At 58.1% G+C, this 19848-nt stretch carries 17 protein-coding genes; 8 read left to right on the forward strand and 9 right to left on the reverse strand.

Annotation, left to right across the window (positions count from 1 at the left end; translation table 11 throughout):
- Positions 1-94: 94 nt before the first annotated feature.
- The 5 genes from CFT68_RS20530 to CFT68_RS20560 form a co-directional block, all read right to left on the reverse strand.
- Positions 95-1456: a sigma-54-dependent transcriptional regulator gene (locus CFT68_RS20530; protein ID WP_088845568.1), complete on the reverse strand. Its 1362-nt coding sequence runs from the start codon at positions 1454-1456 to the stop codon at positions 95-97.
- Positions 1457-1503: 47 nt separating this feature from the next.
- Positions 1504-3477: a KUP/HAK/KT family potassium transporter gene (locus tag CFT68_RS20535; protein ID WP_088845569.1), complete on the reverse strand. Its 1974-nt coding sequence runs from the start codon at positions 3475-3477 to the stop codon at positions 1504-1506.
- 233 nt (positions 3478-3710) lie between these two features.
- The gene (locus CFT68_RS20540) at positions 3711-3989 is read right to left on the reverse strand and encodes a DUF1294 domain-containing protein (protein WP_088845570.1); all 279 of its coding nucleotides are present in this window, start codon (positions 3987-3989) and stop codon (positions 3711-3713) included.
- Positions 3990-5645: 1656 nt separating this feature from the next.
- Positions 5646-6944, reverse strand: coding sequence for a Y-family DNA polymerase (locus tag CFT68_RS20555; RefSeq protein ID WP_088845573.1), 1299 nt, complete (start codon positions 6942-6944; stop codon positions 5646-5648).
- Positions 6945-6946: 2 nt separating this feature from the next.
- The gene (locus CFT68_RS20560) at positions 6947-7441 is read right to left on the reverse strand and encodes a LexA family protein (RefSeq protein ID WP_245815463.1); all 495 of its coding nucleotides are present in this window, start codon (positions 7439-7441) and stop codon (positions 6947-6949) included.
- A 120-nt stretch (positions 7442-7561) separates the two neighbouring features.
- Between CFT68_RS20560 and CFT68_RS20565 the strand changes: the two genes are divergently transcribed.
- The gene (locus tag CFT68_RS20565) at positions 7562-7858 is read left to right on the forward strand and encodes a hypothetical protein (protein ID WP_141106651.1); all 297 of its coding nucleotides are present in this window, start codon (positions 7562-7564) and stop codon (positions 7856-7858) included.
- 12 nt (positions 7859-7870) lie between these two features.
- Here CFT68_RS20565 and CFT68_RS21865 read toward each other — a convergent pair whose 3' ends face one another.
- Both CFT68_RS21865 and CFT68_RS21870 read right to left on the reverse strand, forming a co-directional pair.
- The gene (locus CFT68_RS21865) at positions 7871-8032 is read right to left on the reverse strand and encodes a hypothetical protein (RefSeq protein WP_170934880.1); all 162 of its coding nucleotides are present in this window, start codon (positions 8030-8032) and stop codon (positions 7871-7873) included.
- Entirely contained in the window at positions 8019-8165 is a 147-nt protein-coding gene (locus CFT68_RS21870) for a hypothetical protein (protein WP_170934881.1), read from the reverse strand. The genes CFT68_RS21865 and CFT68_RS21870 overlap by 14 nt, the downstream gene beginning before the upstream one ends.
- A 233-nt stretch (positions 8166-8398) precedes the next feature.
- Here CFT68_RS21870 and CFT68_RS20575 point away from each other — a divergent pair, with 233 nt between their 5' ends.
- The 5 genes from CFT68_RS20575 (at position 8399) to CFT68_RS20595 (ending at position 14142) form a co-directional block, all read left to right on the forward strand.
- Positions 8399-9037: a vWA domain-containing protein gene (locus CFT68_RS20575; protein WP_088845707.1), complete on the forward strand. Its 639-nt coding sequence runs from the start codon at positions 8399-8401 to the stop codon at positions 9035-9037.
- A gap of 219 nt (positions 9038-9256) precedes the next feature.
- A complete protein-coding gene (locus tag CFT68_RS20580; protein WP_212590451.1) occupies positions 9257-10642 on the forward strand; it encodes a PP2C family serine/threonine-protein phosphatase in 1386 nt (461 codons plus the stop codon).
- Positions 10643-10708: 66 nt separating this feature from the next.
- Positions 10709-12262 carry a helix-hairpin-helix domain-containing protein gene (locus tag CFT68_RS20585; RefSeq protein WP_212590452.1) on the forward strand — a complete coding sequence of 518 codons (1554 nt, stop codon included), beginning with the start codon at positions 10709-10711 and terminating at the stop codon, positions 12260-12262.
- Between the two features lie 81 nt (positions 12263-12343).
- Positions 12344-13378: a hypothetical protein gene (locus tag CFT68_RS20590; RefSeq protein WP_088845578.1), complete on the forward strand. Its 1035-nt coding sequence runs from the start codon at positions 12344-12346 to the stop codon at positions 13376-13378.
- Positions 13379-13389: 11 nt separating this feature from the next.
- Complete coding sequence (locus CFT68_RS20595; protein WP_088845579.1) at positions 13390-14142, forward strand: hypothetical protein; 753 nt, start codon at positions 13390-13392, stop codon at positions 14140-14142.
- A 683-nt stretch (positions 14143-14825) separates the two neighbouring features.
- Here the strand turns inward: CFT68_RS20595 and CFT68_RS20600 are convergent.
- Both CFT68_RS20600 and CFT68_RS20605 read right to left on the reverse strand, forming a co-directional pair.
- Entirely contained in the window at positions 14826-16181 is a 1356-nt protein-coding gene (locus CFT68_RS20600) for a sensor histidine kinase (RefSeq protein WP_088845580.1), read from the reverse strand.
- On the reverse strand, positions 16171-17556 hold the full coding sequence (locus CFT68_RS20605; protein ID WP_088845581.1) for a sigma-54-dependent transcriptional regulator: 1386 nt from the start codon (positions 17554-17556) through the stop codon (positions 16171-16173). Before CFT68_RS20605 ends, CFT68_RS20600 begins: the two co-directional genes overlap by 11 nt.
- Before the next feature lie 304 nt (positions 17557-17860).
- Here CFT68_RS20605 and CFT68_RS20610 point away from each other — a divergent pair, with 304 nt between their 5' ends.
- Positions 17861-19120, forward strand: coding sequence for an efflux RND transporter periplasmic adaptor subunit (locus CFT68_RS20610; protein ID WP_088845582.1), 1260 nt, complete (start codon positions 17861-17863; stop codon positions 19118-19120).
- Between the two features lie 39 nt (positions 19121-19159).
- A complete protein-coding gene (locus CFT68_RS20615) occupies positions 19160-19843 on the forward strand; it encodes an ABC transporter ATP-binding protein (RefSeq protein ID WP_088845709.1) in 684 nt (227 codons plus the stop codon).
- The last annotated feature ends 5 nt before the right edge of the window (positions 19844-19848 follow it).

Here is a 19848-nt window from a genome sequence, read left to right on the forward strand (position 1 = left end):
CCGTACTCAGCACTTAACTGAGCTTACCGCCAACAAAAAGGCCCTAGCGTTTTGCTAGGGCCTTCAAAAGTTCGTCGAGCACGGGGTTTCTTCCCTACAGCCCGTACTCCTGGATTTTGCGGTAGAGGGTGGTGAGGGCCACACCCAGCACCTTGGCCGTTTCGGTTTTGTTGCCGCCCGTTTCGAGCAAGATGCGCTGGATGTGCTGCTTTTCGGCGCTGCGCAGGCTGCGCTCATCTTCCGGGGAAGAGGCTGGTGAGCCGACCTGGGCAAACAGCTGCAGCTCCAGGGGCAGCCCGTCCACGGTCAGGGGTTGGTCGGCAGGGGTGAGGATGGAAGCCCGCTCCAATACATTTTTCAACTCGCGCACATTGCCCGGCCAGGAGTAGTGTTCCAGCACGCGCAGGGCCTCCGGCGTAACCGTGAGCGGGCGCTGGCGCAGCTTCACGGCGAAGTGCTGCAGGAAGTGCTCGGTCAGGGGGGCCACGTCGGCGCGGCGGGCATGTAGGGCCGGCACGGGCACCACGACTACCGATAGGCGGTAGTACAGGTCCGGCCGGAAGTGCCCCTGATCCGCTTCCTGGCGAAGGTTGCGGTTGGTGGCGGCCACGATGCGCACGTTGGCGCGGGTGGGCCGGGTGTCGCCGATTTTGGTGAATTCCTGGGCTTCGAGCACGCGCAGCAGCTTGGCCTGCACGCCGGGCTCCAACTCGCCGATTTCATCGAGAAAGAGTGTGCCGCCGTGGGCCTCCTCGAACAGGCCTTTCTTATCGGCCTGGGCCCCGGTAAAGGCTCCTTTCTTGTAGCCAAACAACTCGGACTCCATCAGCTCGCGTGGGAAGGCCGAGCAGTTCACGGCCACGAAGGGCTTGCGCCGCCGCTCACTACCGTAGTGAATGGCCTGGGCAAAGAGCTCCTTGCCAGCCCCGGTGGGGCCTTCCAGCAGCACGGTGGCGTCGGTGGGCGCCACCTGCCGGGCTATGGCTTTGGCTTTTTCCAGCGCCGGGGAGTGGCCTACCATGCTCTCGAAGCTGTATTGGGTGTCAACCTTGCGCTCCAGCAGCGCCACGCGCTGCTGGAGGCGGGCGCGGTCCATGGCCCGCTCCACCACCACCAGCAGCTGGTCGTCGGAGTCGCCCTTGGTCAGGTAGTCGAATGCCCCTTCCTTCATGGCCCGCACCCCGTCGGGAATGGTGCCATAGGCCGTCATCAAAATGACTTCGGCCAGCGGGGCCAGGGCCTTGTAGCGGGGCAGCAAGTCCAGGCCCCGGCCGTCGGGCAGCTTCACGTCGGAGAGGACGACGCCGATACCGTCGGCCTGCTCGCGCAGGGTCTGCAGGCCGCGGTGGGCGTTGGAGGCCTGCAGCACAGTGTAGCCTTCCAGTTCCAGGGTGCGGGCCACAGCCTGACGCAGCATGGCCTCGTCGTCGATAAGCAAAATCGTGCCGGTGGGCATAGGTAGGCTAGAAAGTAGACGGCCGGAGTAACCGGGATTTCCGCAGGCTAGTAAATGCGCTTGAGGGAGATGTCCTGCGGGGCGGAAATAATCAGGGGCACCTTCTCCACCTTTACCGAACTCGTATCCAGGCCAAAGTACTGGACTTCCGAGGCAATAAACTGCTTGATGTAGAAGTAGGCCTGCATGACTATCTTTTCCACCCAGGGTAGTTCGTTTTCGACGGAAAGGAATTTTTCCAGCACCACGAAGCGGAAGTCGCCGGTGACGTGCTGCTTGCTCAGCGACTCGTAGCGGGAGGTGATGTCCACTTCTCCGTTGCGCACCAGCTCCTCGATGACTTTGCGAAAGTACAGGTTGATGCGCTGCTCCACCCGGAAGCCCAGGCGGAAGGTGATGCGCAGCACGTCGTTGGGCGCAATTTCTGTCACCTTGTACTCCATGGTGTACGGCTCATCGGTGGTGCTCACGTGCACAAACCAGTAGATGTCGGCCCGCTTCGGGCGCTTCTGAAAGATAGAGTAGATGATTTTCTGCTCGATTTCAGAGGCTCTGTCGGCCCCGCTCAGAAAGACCAGGTGGGTAGCGTACTTGGGCACGCTTTCGTCATTGCTCAGGGCAATAAGCTTTTCCGAGTAAGGTGCTAGCTTGACCATATCCGTCAGGCGGCGCTTGATAAAGTGGGCCCGCAGCCACACGTACATCACGGCCATGAGCGAGAGGCCGATGGCCAGCGACACCCAGCCGCCGTGCGGAAACTTGATGAGGTTGGCCAGCAGGAAGGCCCCTTCAATGGCCCCATACACCACCACGAACAGGGAAATCAATGCCGGGTGCACCTTTTTGAGCCTTAGCCACATCGTAAGGAGGATGGTGGTCATGAGCATGGTGATGGTGATGGCCAGGCCGTAGGCCGCTTCCATGTTGCTCGACTCACGGAAGTAGAGCACCACCCCGATGCAGCCCAGCAGCAGCAGCCGGTTCATGCTTGGCACGAACAGCTGGCCTTTCACGTCGGTGGGGTAGTTAAGCTTTACCTTGGGCCACATGTTGAGGCGGATGGCCTCCGCCACCAAGGTAAACGAGCCGGTAATCAACGCCTGGGAGGCAATAATGGCGGCAACCGTGGCCACGCCAATGCCGATGAGCAGAAACCACGGCGGCATCAACGCATAGAAGGGGTTACGCCCGTCCAGGTTCTGGCCCTGGTGGGCGAGCAGCCAGGCGCCCTGGCCCAGGTAGTTGAGTACCAGCGTGGTCTTGACAAACACCCAGCTGATGCGGATGTTACCCTTGCCGCAGTGACCCAGGTCGGAATACAGCGCCTCGGCGCCGGTGGTGCACAGAAATACTGAGCCCAGGAGCCAGAACCCGCCAGGGTACTCCACCAGCAGCTCGTAAGCGTAGTAAGGATTAAAAGCTTTGATAATCGTGGGGTTCTGCGCAATCCAGCTTCCCCCCAGCACGCCCAGCATGGCAAACCACAGCAGCATGATGGGTCCGAAGGCCTTGCCGACGATCTGGGTGCCGAAGCTCTGCAGCAGAAAAAGGCCGGCGATGATGCCGATCACAATGGGCACGGTGGGAATATCGGGGTACACCTGCCGCAAGCCTTCGATGGCTGATGACACGGAGATGGGCGGCGTAATCACCCCGTCGGCCAGCAGGGCCGCCCCGCCGATGATAGCAATGGCCGAGAGCCAGGCCCCGCGGCGGCGTACCAGGGCGTACAGGGAGAAAATGCCCCCTTCCCCGTTGTTGTCCGCGTTGAGGGTGACGATGACATACTTGAGGGTCGTTTGCAGCGTCAGCGTCCAGATGACGCAGGAGATGGCCCCCAGAATCAGGGCCGGCTCAATCAGGCCCGGCACCCGTGCGCTCTTGAGAATGGCCGACATCACGTACAAGGGCGAGGTGCCGATGTCGCCGTAGATAATGCCCAGGGCAATGAGCAGACCGGCCCCGGAAATAGCGGTGTGTGAATGGTTGCTGGTGCTGGGAGGAGCGTCGAGGTGGGCCATAATTGATGAGGTGTCGTGCTGCTTACGCGAAAGCGGCCGGCAAGTATATGAGAAAGGAGGGGACCGGGGGTGTTACGATCAATCGGGTTTTTAGCTTGTAGACGAAGGCAAATAAAGCATCCACGTGCTTACCCGACTGCAGGGTGTGCCCCGTTCGTGTAAGAGCCTGCCGAACCGAGCGGCTTGGTGGTTAGCTTGGTGCTCAGCTTTCCGCCTGCCGCCGTTTCAATAGGTTAAAACGGATCCTGAAAATAGGGCCACGTGAAATAGAGCACCGCCCCTTGCAGCAGCGTCAGCCCCAGGGTAATGCCCCAGAAAGCGGCTTTACGGTTTTTATGGTGCAGTAGCAGAATAGCCGCCCACGCACCTGGCGCCGCGCCCGGCAGAGTCGCCAGGTGCAGCGTTTTTTCGGCAATGCGCCGCTGGCTGCGTTGGGCTTTGCGTTTATCCCAGGCGAAGAGCAGGAAACACAGCAGATTAAAGAATAACAGGCAAATCAAAAGTAGTTTCATGCTGCAGGAGGCGGGCCTTTCTGAATAGGCGGTTCGGGACTTTGGCCTCGAGTGGTTGCGGCCCGAGTCCAAACCGTTTTGGCGGGTTCAAAAAGGGCGAGGGAGATACGCTACCCGTGGGTGGCAGAGGAAGAATACACCCGCGGAGCCGCAAGTTAAGGAGCCGCGGGTAATGCAAAGGGGCTCACTAATCGTTTCAGCTGTTTGGCTGATTAGCGCTGACTCACCATTTCCAAAAACACCTTCGGATTCTTATCAGCCTTCACTCTGCCGGTTTTGTGCTTGTAGGTAAAGGAGAATAGGATATTGTGCTTTTTGGCGTCCCCAAGAAGCTGGCTGATAAGTTGGGGTCCCGGATTTTGAGCTTCTCCAGGTTCTGGAGGGCCCAGCGCTGCTTTTCCTTTCAACACCGTCCTGGAAGGGGAGGAGCTGCTGCTGGAGACTTGGCTATTTATAAAGAACCGACGGCTGTGAAATAGGCAGCCCTTCATGATGAGCCTATATTTACTACGGTAAAAGCAGAGGGCCTACTACTAAATCCTTAGTTTTGATATTGGTTACCAAGGCTTATTACCTTCTTTTATAACTTGTATTATCCAGCTAAAATAATACTTTGTATTTTTGGGCTATCAATGATGGAATAGACGGTATAAGGACCAATTAAGCGCCTAAACAAGCGGTATATATTGGTCTAAAAAGGGATTTGCAAAATATAGTTTTTGTGCTTTTTTAGACTCCCAATATCCTCCTTCTGGCAGTATTATATACCCCCGCCATCCTGATATACTATTGCTTTATATCCCCACCCGACTGGGGCTTGAACTTGTAGCAAAAGGAAAACAGCTAATCCACCATGCGGGCTTCACTCCGAATTTGCTCGACGAGGCGGGCGTCGCGAATATCGAGCTCCGCGAGTTGCTGCCGCGCCAGCTGCTAATAGCCCAACTACTCTGCATAACTGATCCGTACCCTCTAACTCTAGTGGGCCGAAAAGCCCCTAATCGGGAAAGGAAAGGTTTTATAAGTCAGCTTATCTATTTCCACAACCTCCGCGACCAGCTGCCAAATACTCCCAAAGCGAGCGGTATAGACGTCGCAACAGGGAAAGGAAAGATATTATAAGTCCATTGCGAGCTTCTGACTAACCTTTCACGATCCGAAAGGAAAGGTTTTATAAGCCAGCCGAGAATTTTGAGTCAGGTTTGCGCTACTCTTTCATCAGCCAAAAGGAAAGGTTTTATAAGTCCAATACCTATCCTGTACTACTACAAAGCCTGTACCTCTACTTTCCTTGCGTACTTTTTACTTTACCCCATAAGGCGCCTTAAAGACAAGTGCGCCTTTAAGGCACTAGTGCAAGTAAGAACGACAGGCGCTAAGGAACTTGGGCAAACCCCGCTGATTATGGCCCTATCATGTGGCGATGAAATACAACCAGAAAATATCGGCTGAGAAGAATTTAGGCTTTCCATTGCGGGCAACCTAAAGCCAGTAGAGGGATACCATCCGGCGAGTTGACTTACCATTTCTATCCTTTGGATCCACACAGGTGTCGGGATGGATACCCAAAATCTGCCCTAGATGGCTTAATAACGCTACTTGACAAAGTAGCAGCAAAGAGTACCTGCGAACTTGAGGCGCTAGACGGTTGCCGGCTTAGCCGACCAGCAACAAATCCTCCAGCCGGGTGGTGTAATGCGGCGTGCGCCACTGCGCCTGCCCTTCCCATGGTGCCCTTAGCTGGCCCGGCGGTAGCACCAGGGAGGCCAGCTTGACAGTGCCTTTGCCAAAGCGGCGGTTCAGGGAGTCGAGCTCGGCCATGAGCTTTGCCCGCTTCTCCGATGCTGGGGCGGCTTCGAATAGGGTGAGCTGGATTTGCCCTTCCGGCTCCAGGCCGTCGAGTATTACGCCCGCTTTGGTGTAGCGGGTGCCCGGTCGCCAAAGCTTCTTGAGCGCCGCCCGGGCGTGACGGACTAATTCCACGGTATCGTTGGTGGCCATCGGCAGGGTGAGCACCGCGGAGGCCGAGTAGGGCGGAGCTTCCAGCCCGTAGCGGCTCTTGCTTAGGAATACGGTGAGCAGGTGGGCCGCGTCGCCCTGCCGGCGCAGCTTCTCGGCCGCGCGCGAAGCAAACGCGCTGATGGCGGCCGTGACATCGGGGAACTCGGTCAGGGGCCGGCCGAAGGTACGCGAGCAGCACAAACTACGGCGCGAAAGCGTGCCGTCTTCGCTCGGGGCCAGGCCCTGGCAGGGAGTACCCTGCAGCTCGCGCACCAGCCGGGCACCCACGACCCCACCCAGGTGCTTGCGGGCAAAAGCTTCCGAGCAGCCAGCCAGCCCGGCCGCGGTCGTGATGCCCGCCGCGTAGAGCTTCTGGGCGTACTGCCGGCCAATGCCCCAGACATCTTCCACGGCCACCTGCTCCAAGGCCCAGCGGCGGCGCTCATCCGTATCCAGGTGGCAGACTCCCCCCATGTCCGGGCTTTTCTTCGCCAGGCGGTTGGCCAGCTTGGCGAGGGTCTTGGTGGGCGCGATGCCCACGCAGGTGGGGATGCCCGTGCGGGCCAGCACGTTGGCCCGGACATCGCGAGCGAAACTGTCCAGGCTGCTCACCACGAAGCGCTCCATGCCGTGCAAATCCAGAAAGGCCTCATCGATCGAGTAGATTTCCACCGCGGGCGCTACCTGGCTCAGGTACCACATCACCCGGCGCGACATATCCCCGTACAGGGCGTAGTTGCTGGAAAAGACGGCCACCTGGTGCTGCTCCAACAGGGGCTTGACCTGAAAATACGGGTCGCCCATCTGCAGGCCCAGCGCCTTGGCTTCGCTGCTGCGGGAAATCAGGCAGCCGTCATTGTTGCTGAGCACGACCACGGGCCGGTCTTCGAGCCGGGGTTGGAAAACCCGCTCGCAGCTCACGTAGAAGTTGTTGCAGTCCACTAAGGCAAACATGGCTAGTCGCGGGTGCGCAGTAGGGCCGTGAGCTTGCCGGGCACTAGCTCGTGCAGCACGTGCGTGACCACCCCCCAGATGCGCACGTCCCCCGCATCGCGGATCTCCCAGGGCTGGTAGTCGGGGTTCTCGGGCTTCAGCCACCAGGTGCCGTGCTCGCACACCAGGCGTTTAACGGTGCATTCGCCTTCCACCACGGCCACCACGATATGGTTATGGTCGGCCTCTAATTGCTTGTCCACCGCCAGCAGGTCCCCCTCGTGAATCTCGGCATCTCGCATGCTCTCCCCGCTCACGCGTACCAGGTAGGTGGCGTCCGGGTGGCGCAGCAGCAGGCGGTTAAGATCAAACAACTCATCGGTATGATCCGAGGCCGGGGAGGGAAAGCCTGCCGATACCGCGCAGCTGAAGAGCGGCAGGAAAAATAAGGTATCGGAGTCGTGAACGGGGATTAAATCAATGTTGCGCATAGGAGGCAGACGAGGGCGGACCCGCAAGTATACGGACTGCTAATTTTATTAGGCAATAAATAACTAATTTTATTAGCCGCTTGTTGCCTGTCTGCCGCCCTCCCCAGGCTTTCCTTGGGAAGGCGGTTCACCTAACGCCCCGTTCTAGTGCCTGTTGTTTCTTCCTCCCGTCCTCTGCTGGGCGTGCACTTGCTGGATGCGAGTGCCGACCCGCTGGTTTTCGTTTTTCAGCGCGATCAGGCGGGTACACATCCGGCGCCGATTGCCATCTCCCGCCATGCCTGGCAGCTGCTGGGCCCGACCCAGGCCGTGGACTACGTGGTGGACCGCTACCTGCTGGAGCACCCCGCGGAGCCAGAGCGGGTGGGCCGTGGCCTGGTTCACTTCTGCGTGCGTTATGCTCTGGAGCGCGGGGGAGCGGCGCCCGGCCCGGTGGCCGCCTAAGCGGCCCGAGCGCTAGTTTGTCGGCCCGGTATCCACCCTTGCTTCCACCGTGGCCTGCACGGCTGGTGCTACGGCCGAGAGCAGATCCAGACCGGTAGACGCCTCCAGGGCGTCTACGCTGGTGAGATATTGGTCCCAACTGGCGCTAACCGTATTATCGTTAGGCGTATCCACGGCAATGATACGGGTGCTGGTCGGCCACGGCCCATAGCCACTTATCGCCCAGACTGGTCAAGCTAGGGGCAGTGCCGGGCAGCAGCAGGCCCAGGCGAGAAGTCGGGTGCTTGAGAATAGAGGGTTTGGCCAAGTACTGCGTAGGCAAGGGCAGCTCCCAAACCTTGCCCAAGGGCCTGCGTTAAAGATTTCAATTGCCAATTTTTTGAGAATAGCGTTTCATAGATGTTTCTCAAAAATGACGCTTGTAATAAAGCAGGTAGTGTAAGAGACATTTACTTAAGGAGAACTGACTGATGTTTCTGTCTTGTGCAAGCCGCTACTATTGCTGAGTTTATCACCAAAAACATTTCAAACCTTAAAACGATGAGGAGACTACCCGTCTATTTATTATTGGACACCTCTGGTTCCATGACCGGAGAGCCCATTGAAGCAGTTAAAAATGGGGTTCAGGTCATGATCAGTTCGTTGCGGCAGAATCCGCAGGCTATTGAGACTGCCTTCATCAGCATCATCACCTTTGACAGTGAGGCCAAACAAGTCGTGCCGTTAACCGACCTGGCCTCGTTTCAGATGGTGGACATCCGCGCTACCGGCACTACCAGCCTAGGGGAGGCCCTGAAGTTGGTTTCCACCTGCATGGACAATGAGGTTACTAAAACCACGGCGGAGCAAAAAGGCGACTGGAAACCCCTGGTGTTCATCATGACGGATGGTATTCCCACCGATGACTGGCAGCTAGGTCTGGAAGAATTCAGAAAGCGGAAAACCGCCTTTACCGTGGCCTGCGCTGCGGGTAGCGCCGCCGATTCGGCGTTGTTAAAGCAGATCACGGAAAATGTCGTCAGCTTGGATACCGCCGACAGCCAAAGCATTGCCAAGTTCTTTACCTGGGTAAGTGCCTCCATCGGCGTTTCCTCAACTAAAGTCGAGGATGGCGGCCAGGAAGTGACCGGTATGGGAGAGCTACCCCCGCCTCCGGCGGAGCTGAACATAGTTACGTAAGCCATTCGCACCTCACTTGGCAAGGAAGAGGCTGGAAGACATCTTCATCAGCCTCTTCCTTGTTTTCTGAAGCACATTGCCCAGCGATAAAACCCGATCAGGCAGCTCAAGACTACCCGGCAAGCTGGAGCGCCAAAAGGGGGACTACGCGGGAGTACCCCGAAAAAGAGTTTAAAAACAGTAAGCACAACAGTAGGAATGGCCGATGCAAAACAACTGGTGACTGATCTTTTCAAAAGCAACGGCATACTCATTCCAGAGCACCGGATGAAGTTGTTCGACCACTTTTTACAGGAAGAACAGAACCTTGCCATTCTCTACCAACTCAGCAAAAACCAGGAACAACTCATGGCTAATTGGAAAACCGAAGAGAGAATAGCTGAGATCCTGCACCAGCCCATTCGTATTCCAAATGCTACCGTGGGTAAGCCCTATGCGGCTCCCTTTGACTTCGAGCAGTATGGTTGGAACGACCTTATCGCCTTCCGAATAGAAGGTCTTGAAGCTCTGGGGCTAGCCTATAGCGCCGAAAACAACCAGATTACCGGGGTTCCCACCCAAAGCGGCGACCTCGAGTTTTCGGTTTACTTCAAAGTGGAAGGACAGCCGGAGGACGCGCCCTTCCACCAAAAAGACTTGCTGCTCATCATCAACCCCGATCCGAAGAGCCTCTGGAAAAACCTGGAGAGCGACAAAAACGACCCCTACTGGAAGGAAGACGAGGTTACCTTGTTTTCTCCCCTAGGCGACCGGCACCTGCTGGTATCCTCCAAGCGCGGTCGCTCCCATGCCAATGTGGGCTCGTTCCGCGAAGATGACTTTGCGTTCAAGGAGCTGCCCAATGGCTGGAACGTTGTGGTGGTGTCAGATGGGGCCGGGAGTGCAAAGCTGGCCCGAAAAGGCTCTGCGCTGGCCTGTGCCGGCGTGGTCAACTATTTTCAGGAGCCCGCCGCCGTAGAAAGCATGGCCGAGTTTGACGACTTAGTACAACAGCACGCGAGCCAGACCGGCGAAGACACCCTGAAAAACCTCAACCATTTCGTCTACAACAACCTGGGCAAAGCGGCTTTTCAGGTGCATAAGCAACTGGAAAGCTTCGCCAAGGCGCAGGACATCACGTTGAAAGATTTGAGCAGTACGCTCATCTTTACCCTGTTCAAGAAGTACGACGTAGGCTACGCCTTGCTTTCCTTTGGCGTAGGCGATTGCCCCATTGCCGTGCTCAGCAAAGACGTGACCGAGGTGACTCTCATGAACTGGATTGACGTGGGCGAGTTCGGGGGGGGGACCCGGTTTATTACCATGCCCGAGATTTTCCAGAATGAAAAGTTCTCCACCCGCTTTGGGTTTAAACTGCTGGATGACTTCTCGTACCTGTTCATGATGTCGGATGGCATCTATGACCCGAAGTTCGTGGTGGAGGCCAGCCTGCCGGACATTGCCAAGTGGCAGGAGTTTCTGGCTGATTTAAAGGGGCAGAATGAGGATAAGGCCGTGGTGGAGCTGAGCACCACCAACCCCGACATTGAAGCGCAGCTCTCCAGATGGATGGATTTCTGGAGTCCCGGCAACCATGACGACCGAACCTTAGCCATTGTTTTCTAGCCCTGGCCGGGCAGACAACCAGAAAACGACCCCGGAAGCAGAGCACTTACTTATAGAATTTATCCTGTGAGCCAAAGCAGTTCCATCACCTTTTTCAATGAGCCCGGTAAACCTGTGAAGTCGGTGCCGTCCATTATCACGCCTGGTAAAACCTACCCGTACGTAGATAATGGCGAGCCCATGCGGGGCGGCATGAAAGACGTTTATTTCGGGCCCGATAAATCGTACGTTATTGCCTTTTACCGCGACAAGCAGGATTACAACTCCCGGGAACGGCTAAAGAAACTGGTGACCCAGTACTACGACAGCTTCTTCAACCGCGAAGGCGGCGAGTACTACAAGGAGCTGTACTGCTGGCCTACCGACATGGTGGAAACCACCGACGGAAAAGTGGGGTTGGTGGTGCCTACCTACAACAAGAACTTCTTTTTCCAGAAAGGCTACGCCACCAGCGAGGGCATTAAAGGAAAAGAAAAGCAAGGGTTGTGGTTTGCCTCGGCCAAGTTCCGGCACCCGCAGTTTTCCTTGCGGCTGGATGAAAGCGAGTTAGGCAACTGGCTCAGCTATTTCCAGATCTGCGTTAAAATTGCCCGGGGGGTGAAGCGCCTGCACGCCGCCGGGCTGGCCCACTCCGATTTATCCTATAAAAACGTCCTGATTGATCCGGTCAGTAAATCGGCCACCATCATTGACATTGACGGGCTGGTAGTACCCGGATTGTACCCCCCGGATGTTATTGGCACCGCTGACTTTATTGCCCCGGAGGTACTGGCTACTAAACACCTGGAACTGCGCGACCCTCTCCGCAAGCATGCCAACCGTACCACCGACCTGCACGCCCTGCCGGTCATGATTTACCTGTACCTGCTTTACCGGCACCCGCTGAAAGGAGGGAAGGTCAACTCCCTGGATACGGAGCAGGATGACCTGCTTTCCATGGGGGAAAAGGCCCTGTTTATTGAGCACCCGACGGACCACTCCAACCGACCTAAACTGGATCAGGTGTCCAAGTGGACGCTGCCCTGGGCGGATGTTGCCAAGCTACCCTACACCATCACCGGCCCCTACCTGAAGGCCTTATTTGATCAGGCCTTTGTCACCGGCCTGCACGACCCTAACCAGCGGCCTAACGCGGACCAGTGGGAGCAGGCCCTGCTCAAGACCACGGATCTGATGCAGCCCTGCAGCAACCCTACCTGCCAGCAGAAGTGGTTTGTGTTTGATAATACCACCTCGCCCCGGTGTCCGTTCTGCGGCACGCCGGTGAAAGGCCCGCTGCCCGTGCTGGACCTGTACTTTGAGTTCAAGCCCACCGTCTGGCGCCCCGAAAATCACCGCCTCATGGTGTACAACAACCAGTACCTGTTCCAGTGGCACGTGAACCGGCACGTGGTCAGAAATGAAAAACTGACCGCCGAGCAAAAGATCCCAGTGGGGTATTTCACCTTCCACCACAATAAGTGGGTATTTGTCAACCAGAAGCTCACCTCGTTGAAAGACCTCACCGAAGACAAAGAGATCCCCGTGAACACCATGGTAGACCTCACCGACGGCAAGAAGCTCTTGCTGTCCAGTGAAGATGGCGGCCGGGTAGTGGTGATTACCATGGCCAATAAGTAAAGCCGCTAGGGTCTCAAAAGACTAGAAAGCAAAGAGAAGTGGAGAGGGAAATAACCTTACAGCTCACTAACACTTACCGAGATGAAAATAAAGCCACTAGGAGTACTTGTTGTTCTTCTGATCATTGGGGCACTGGCCTATTTCGCCATCAGCCCCCGCTTATCTGGGGGCAATCAAGGCAGCGCTGACACCTCTACTACCTCGCCCAGCATTCCCGGCAGCAACCGGACCACGGGCAACACTGCGGATGAACCGGCAGCATCAACTACCACCACGACTACCCCTGCGGCCGGCACGAGCGAGGATACCCGGGAATTCAACTACTCGCCCGAGAAACCGCAGAACGGCACGCTACGGGGAGTAGTGGAAGTCGGGGCCACGGGCTTTAACTCCTTTGTCATCAACATGGATCGCCAGAAGCGCTGGGAGATTGTCTCCAAAGATTTTGGCGAATCCCTGACCTACGAAGGGCTGGCTACTACCGAAGACATCCGAGCCGGTCTTAAAAAATACCTGGCGGCTATGTTTGACAAAGGCGTAGCGAATAGAAACATGCACTTCGTGATTTCCTCGGGCGCCCAGAAAGAACCCAAAACCGCCATCATCAGCAATGAGCTGAAGAAGATGGGGTATGTGGTGAACAATGTCACCGCCGAGCAGGAAGGCAAAATGGGCTTCACGGCCACCGTTCCGCCCGCCTTCGCCGACAATTCCTTCCTGGTCGACATTGGATCCGGGAATACCAAGATCTCCTGGCAGGAGAATGGCCGCCTGCAATCCATTGAGCTGCCCGGCGCCAAGTACTACGAAAAAGGAATCGCCGATGAGCAGGTGTACAACCAGGTGAAAACGCTCGTGGCTAAAATACCGGCGAGCAAGCGAAATGTAGGCTTCATCCTGGGTGGGGTGCCCTTCACCCTGGCCAAGCAACATCGCAGGGGAGAAGAAAGATATACTGTACTGAAGGCTCCTGGGGCGTACAAGGCCGCCGACAAGAAAATGGGCTCGGGCTTGATTATTTACAAAGGCCTGGCGGAGGCGACCGGCACCGACACCTTTGTGTTTGACTGGGATGCCAACTTTACCATCGGGTTTCTGCTGAGCCTCAACCAATAAGTTATCTTCCGATGAGTTTCTTAAAGCAGTTGCTGAATCCATTTGTGGAGTTTGAAAACGAGGCCAAGCCAGAACCGGCCAAACTGAATCCACCGGTCACTGCTCCGGCGGCACCTGCCTCGCCTTCCGCGCCTTCCTTTTTACCCCCGGCAGCGCCTGCGGTCCCTGAGAACGCCCAGCATCCGTTGATTAATGGCCCCGCCGCTCCCATCACTATTCCGGACCATGTTCCCACTTATTCGGCCGGAGGCACCATCACGGGGCCGTTGCCAGAACACGAACAGTACTTTGAACGGCTGATTGATGAAGCGAACGCCCGCAACCCCTTGTTCCAGGGCCCTGATTACAAAGAGTTCGTGGACAGCAAACTGGACATCGACGACATTCAGGACGAAGCCATTAAGTACCAGACCGCTTACAACGTGCTAAAAAGCACCGGCCTCACCAAGGAAAAGCTCCTTTCCACCGGACAGGAGTACCTGAACCTGATTGGGCGGGATTTAAATGCCTTTCAGAGTGCCCACGCGCAGCAGTACCGGAAAGAGGTGGGGCATAAGGAAGAACTGCTCCAGCAGAAAGCGCAGGAGCTGCAAACCCTTACCCAGCGCTTAACTACCCTAAAAGCTGAAATCAACCAGATATCCCAGGAGATCAACCTCCAGAAAGATAAAATGAACACCACTAAAAACTCCTTTTTACTGGCTGGTGAAAACAAGCAAAAGGAGATTCAAACGGAACTAGGAAAAATAGCGCAACACTTTTAAAGTTAAATTATCCATCACCTAATAAGGAGAAACGTCCTAGCATTAGTGCAATGCGGAGCTGGCTACCACGCCGCGTTCATAAGTATATGCGGACATGGATGCCGGCACCTCCCGTCCCAACACCTTGAACCTGTATCAAGGACCTCCCCGCGGAATGATGCTCGGGGTCTTGCTGATGGAAAACGACTTTGACAACCCCAATAAGTACCGCGATCAGGTGCAGCAGGGGAGTAGTACACAAAGCCTCGGGAAGGTATTGACTTTAGCCTGCAGCACATCCCAGCGGTCGGGCCCACGATTGCCAAGCTAGCCGGGGCAGGGCTGAAAGCGGCGGGTCCGGAAATAGTGGAGGCCGTGAACTCGCTGCTGGACACCCAGGACGACAAGCTGGCGACCTACAGCTGGTATATTTCCGCCATGCAGATTGTAACCAGCACGCGTGCCTCACACCAGGATTTGTGGGGGGATTCAGTGGCAGCTGGAATCTTCCCTGCTCAGTGGGGAGGGCGCCTCCTATAAAGTGTACCTGGATATTGTAGCCAGCTAGGCAAGAGCCTTATTGACGCTTCGTGCAAGCCCCTGCCAAGTTGGCTGGGGCTTTGCCTGAACTAATCAGAACAGTAGGCTACCGGTGGCAGTAGGGGAGCAACTTCTGGCCGATAACGTAGAATATACCCATATCCCTAGAAGGTAACTGAGGGTGGAAACCACAATTGAAACGCACTGCCGGCTCCGGCCACGGAATGGACTTGAATGCTACCCTGGTGCAACTGCATGATTTGCTTGGCCAGGCTCAACCCGATGCCGGAGCCGTTGGGGTAGGTAGTGAAAAAAGGGATAAAGATGCTGTCCAGCACATCAGCCGGAATACCGCTGCCATTGTCTTTTACCTCGATAATTACTCGTTCCTGCTCATCGTGCCAGGCCAGCAGGCTAAGGCGGGGGTCGGGGATTTGCGCGAGTGCCTGCGCCGCATTAAGCACCAGATTAATAAGCACCTGCTCAAGCAGGTGGCCGTCGGCGTGTAGGGTGAGGTGGACGGGCCGGACGCTAAGAGTGACCTCTATGCCTTGCGCGGCCAGTTGCTCCCCTAGTAGCTGCCGGGTGGCCTGGAGCAATTCCTGCACGTAAAGGGTCGTACGCTGCGGCGAGGCTAGGGTGCTAAAGTCGCGATATACCTGAGCGAAGCGCAGTAGCCCTTCGCTGCGCTGCTGGATGATGCGAATGCCGGTACCCACGTCGTTGAGCAACTCACTGGAAACTTTCTGCTCCCGGGCACTTTGTATGTGGCGGCCCAATGAATCAGCCAGCGAAGCAATGGGGGCAACTGAGTTCATGATTTCGTGCGTCATCACCCGGAGCAGTTGCTGCCAGGCGGCCGTTTCGGTATCCGCAAGGGTCTGGCTCACGTTCTTGAAGGCTAGGAGGGTAAACGCTTCGCCTCGTAGTTTAAACTGAGTGGCCGACACCAGCAACTGCACCGTTTGGAGACCCACCGTCAGCTTCACCACCACGGGTTGGCCGGGCACCGCCCGGCAAATAGCTTCATACAGGACCGGCAGCCGGGATTGCAGCGCCCGGATATTCTTAAGATAAGGCAGGTGCAGCGTCTGCTTGAACGCCTCATTTACCCAGGCCACGTTGCCCGCCGCGTCGTAGGACACGATGCCGGTATCGAGCAGCGCCAGGATGGTTTGCAGGTAGTGAAACTGCCCTTCCTGCGCGGCCCGCAACTCCTGAAACATGGCGTTGACCTGGTTGAAGGCCTCGTGCAAGGGCCGCAGCGACGCCGGCCCGGACTGCACTGGGTACTGCCGCGAAAAATCGCGGTACCTGAGGGCCAGGGTAAAGTCGGCCAGCGCCTGCTGCCCGCGCATCAGGTAGCGGGCCAGGTCCAGGACCAGCACGAACAGCAGCCCCAGGGTCCCCAGGGCTAGCCCGTAAGCGTGGTGCAGCGCGGCGTACCCGCCCCCCGCTAACGCGGCCACCAGCAGGACCAGGCGGCCCAGCAGGCGAGCATCCAGGCTATTATATATCATGCTTGTCGAGCCGACGGTAGAGGGCGGTGCGGGTGAGACCCAGTTCCTTGGCCGCTTTGGTGAGGTTGCCCTGGTGGCGCTCAATGGCCTGCTGGATGGTGTTCTTTTCTACCTCCAGCAACGGCAGCGGATTCTCAGCTGCAGTCACAGCCGGCGCTGCCCCCGCGGAAGCAGCGGCCGATTCGGGGTTGCGAAATGAGAAATCGGCCGGAAGCAGCACGGGGCCAGTCCCCAGAATAACGGCCCGCTCTACGGCGTGCTGCAGTTCCCGCACGTTGCCGGGCCAGGTGTGCTCCCGGAGCTTGCGCAGGGCAGCGGCACTGAATTCCGGCACGGGTTGCCGGTTGCGGGTGGCGTACACCTGGGCGAAGTGCTGGGCCAGCAGCGGCACGTCATTGTCCCGTTCGCGCAGGGGAGGCAGCGTGATTTCGACCGTGTTGAGGCGGTACATCAAGTCCTGGCGGAAAGCACCGCGGGCCACTAGGGCGTGTAACGGGGCGTTGGTGGCCGACAACAGCCGGATATCTACCGGTACGGGCGCGTTGCTCCCCACGGGCACTACCTGGCGGTTTTGCAGGGCCGTGAGCAGCTTGGCTTGCTGCGGCAGGCCAATGTTGCCAATCTCATCCAGAAACAAGGTTCCTCCGGTGGCCGCCTCGAACCGGCCTACGCGGCTGGCCTGGGCATCCGTGAACGCACCCTTGATGTGACCGAACAGCTCGCTTTCAAACAACCCCTCACTGAGCGCGGCTACGTCGGCGGCCACGAAGGGCCGGGCAGCGCGGCGCGACTGCTCGTGCAGGGACTTGGCGACCAGCTCCTTGCCCGTGCCGTTCTCGCCGAGCAGCAGCACGTTGGCTTCGGTCGGGGCGACCTTTTCAATAATGGCGCGCACTTCCTGCATGGCGGCTGACTCGCCCAAAAGAGCGGTAGCAGCAGCGCCCGGGCCGGCTATCTTTTTCGGGCTACCCCCGCTTTTGCGGCCGGTTTTAGGCTGGAGGGCGGCGGCCAGCGTTTGCAGCAGCTGTTCGTTGTGCCAGGGCTTGAGCAGGAAGTCGGTGGCGCCTGCTTTCAGGGCGCGCACTGCCGTGCGCACGTCGCCATAGGCCGTAATGAGGATGACGGCCGTGGTGGGGTTGTGCTCCCGGATGCGGCCCAGCCAGTAGAAGCCCTCGTTGCCCGTCGCCTGGCCGCTGCGGTAATTCATATCGAGAAGAATGGCGTCGAAGTGCTCCCGGCGGAGCAGGGAGAGCAGCAGCTCCGGATTTTTCTCCGTCACCACTTCCCGCACCTCAGTTTTGAGCAGCAGCTTGAGGGCGAACAGCACGTCGGGCTCGTCGTCTACCACCAGGATGCGGGCGTGCTTAGAAATCATGAAGTAAGGATAGGTAAAACGTAAAAGTCGGGGCTGACTGGCCCCCGTCCCAATCCAGGCCACATAAACCGTGCATTCTTCTGAAAATACTGGATTTGAGCCGGCTAGGCCGTTTTTTACCTACTATAAGGAGTTGAACTGTATCAGAACCGAACGGTCACCTGTATCAAAACCGGACGTTTGGCGACAGCTGACAAACAATAATTAGGCGCATACTGCTGATTATCAGTTATTTATGAAAAAGGCACCGTTCTTGGCATCTCCGGTTCATAGCTTTTTGTGGCTAGTGCCAGCGCCGAACTTAATGGATGTCCTGATACCGAAGAAGAAGTGGTGGTTTGTTGCCCGCTGGTGGTGGCTGGGGATCCTGGCGCTGGCCGGCACGGGCGCGGCCGTATTCTACTGGCCTAGGCCGGGCCAGCGGCAGCACGTCGCGGCCAGCCGGCTGACCATCAGCCCCGTCACGCGGGGCCATTTTCAGGAATTCACGGCCATTGACGGGATAGTGCAGCCCCTGCGCACCGTGTACCTGGACGCGGCGGAGGCCGGTACGGTGCAGCAGGTTCTGGTGGAAGAAGGCACGACCTTGACGGCGGGCCAGCCGTTGCTGCGGCTGGCCAATCCCGACCTGCAGCTGGAAATGGTGAACCGCGAAACGGCCGTGTATGACCTGATCAACAACCTGCGCAACACTCGCAACCAGCTACTGCAAAACCGCATTCTGCGCCAGAATCAGCTAGCGGACATCGACTACCAGCTAACCGAGGCCCGGCGGGTGTTTGACATGAACCGAACGCTCTACGAGCAAAAGGTCATTGCGCGGCAGGAGTACCTCCAGAGCCAGAACGCCTACCGTTACCAGCTGCGCCGGCGGCAGCTGACGCAGCAGACCCTGCGCCAGGATTCAGTGGCCATGCAGCAGCAGCTGGGCACCATGCAGGAGTCGGTCCGGCGCATGACCAGCAACCTGGCCCTGATGCGGCGCAAAATGGACGACCTGCTGTTGCGGGCCCCGGTCGGCGGGCGGCTCAGCTCGCTGGCCGCGGAAGTGGGCGAAGCCAAAACCCGGGGCCAGCGCCTGGGGCAGATTGATGCCCTGGCGGGCGTGAAGCTGCACGCCGCCGTGGACGAATTTTACATTGCCCGCGTCGGGACCGGTCAGGTGGGCGAAGTGGTGGTGGAGGGCCAGGCGTATGCCTTGCGCGTGACCAAAATCTTCACTCAAGTGGCCAAAGGCCTGCAAATCGACCTGGCCTTTGCCGGCGTGCCGCCAACGGGACTGCGGCGGGGCCAGACCCTACCCATCCGGCTGGCGCTGAGTGCGAAGGCCCCGGCGGTGCTGCTGCCCAAAGGCGGCTTTTACCAGCAAACCGTGGGCAACTGGGCCTTCAAGCTGGGGGCCGACGGCACCCAGGCCCAACGGGTGGCCATCCGGCTGGGGCGGCAGAACCCCGACTATTACGAAGTGCTGGCGGGCCTGCAGCCCGGCGACCGGGTCGTAACCTCCAGCTACGAAGGCTACGCCGACCAACAGGAACTGGTGCTGGACAACCACCAGCCGTAGGATTTTTACTAACTACTCGGCCCCAAAAGGCTAATGCTCATGATTAAGACCGAAAACCTGGAAAAGGTGTACCGCACCGAAGAGGTGCAAACCAAGGCGCTTAACCACGTCTCGCTGACGGTGGAGCAGGGGGAGTTTGTGGCCATCATGGGCCCCTCGGGCTGCGGCAAATCGACGCTGCTCAACCTGCTGGGGCTGCTCGACGAGCCCGACGGCGGCAGCCTGCAACTGCTGGGCACAGAAACCAGCCGCTACTCCGAGCGGCAGCGGGCCGAGCTGCGCAAGCGCAGTTTGGGCTTCGTGTTTCAGAGTTTCAACCTGATTGACGAGCTGACGGTATTTGAAAACGTGGAGCTGCCCCTGCGCTACCTCGGCGTGGGGGCCAGCGAGCGGCGGCAGCGGGTGGAGCAGGTGTTGGAAAAGATGCAGCTCTTGCACCGGCGCAACCACTTTCCCTTGCAACTCTCGGGCGGGCAGCAGCAGCGCGTGGCCGTGGCCCGCGCCGTGGTGAACGCCCCGCCGCTGCTGCTCTGCGACGAGCCCACCGGCAACCTCGACTCGGCCAGCGGCCACGATGTGCTGGGCCTGCTGACAGAGCTGAACGAGGCGGGCACCACCGTGCTGATGGTAACGCACTCCGAGCACGACGCCCGGTACGCCCGGCGCGTCATCCGCCTGCTCGACGGGCAGGTGGTGCTGGAAAGCAGCCGCAGCCAATTCTAACCGAT

It is taken from the genome of Hymenobacter gelipurpurascens, assembly GCF_900187375.1.
GTDB classification, from domain to species: Bacteria; Bacteroidota; Bacteroidia; order Cytophagales; family Hymenobacteraceae; genus Hymenobacter; species Hymenobacter gelipurpurascens.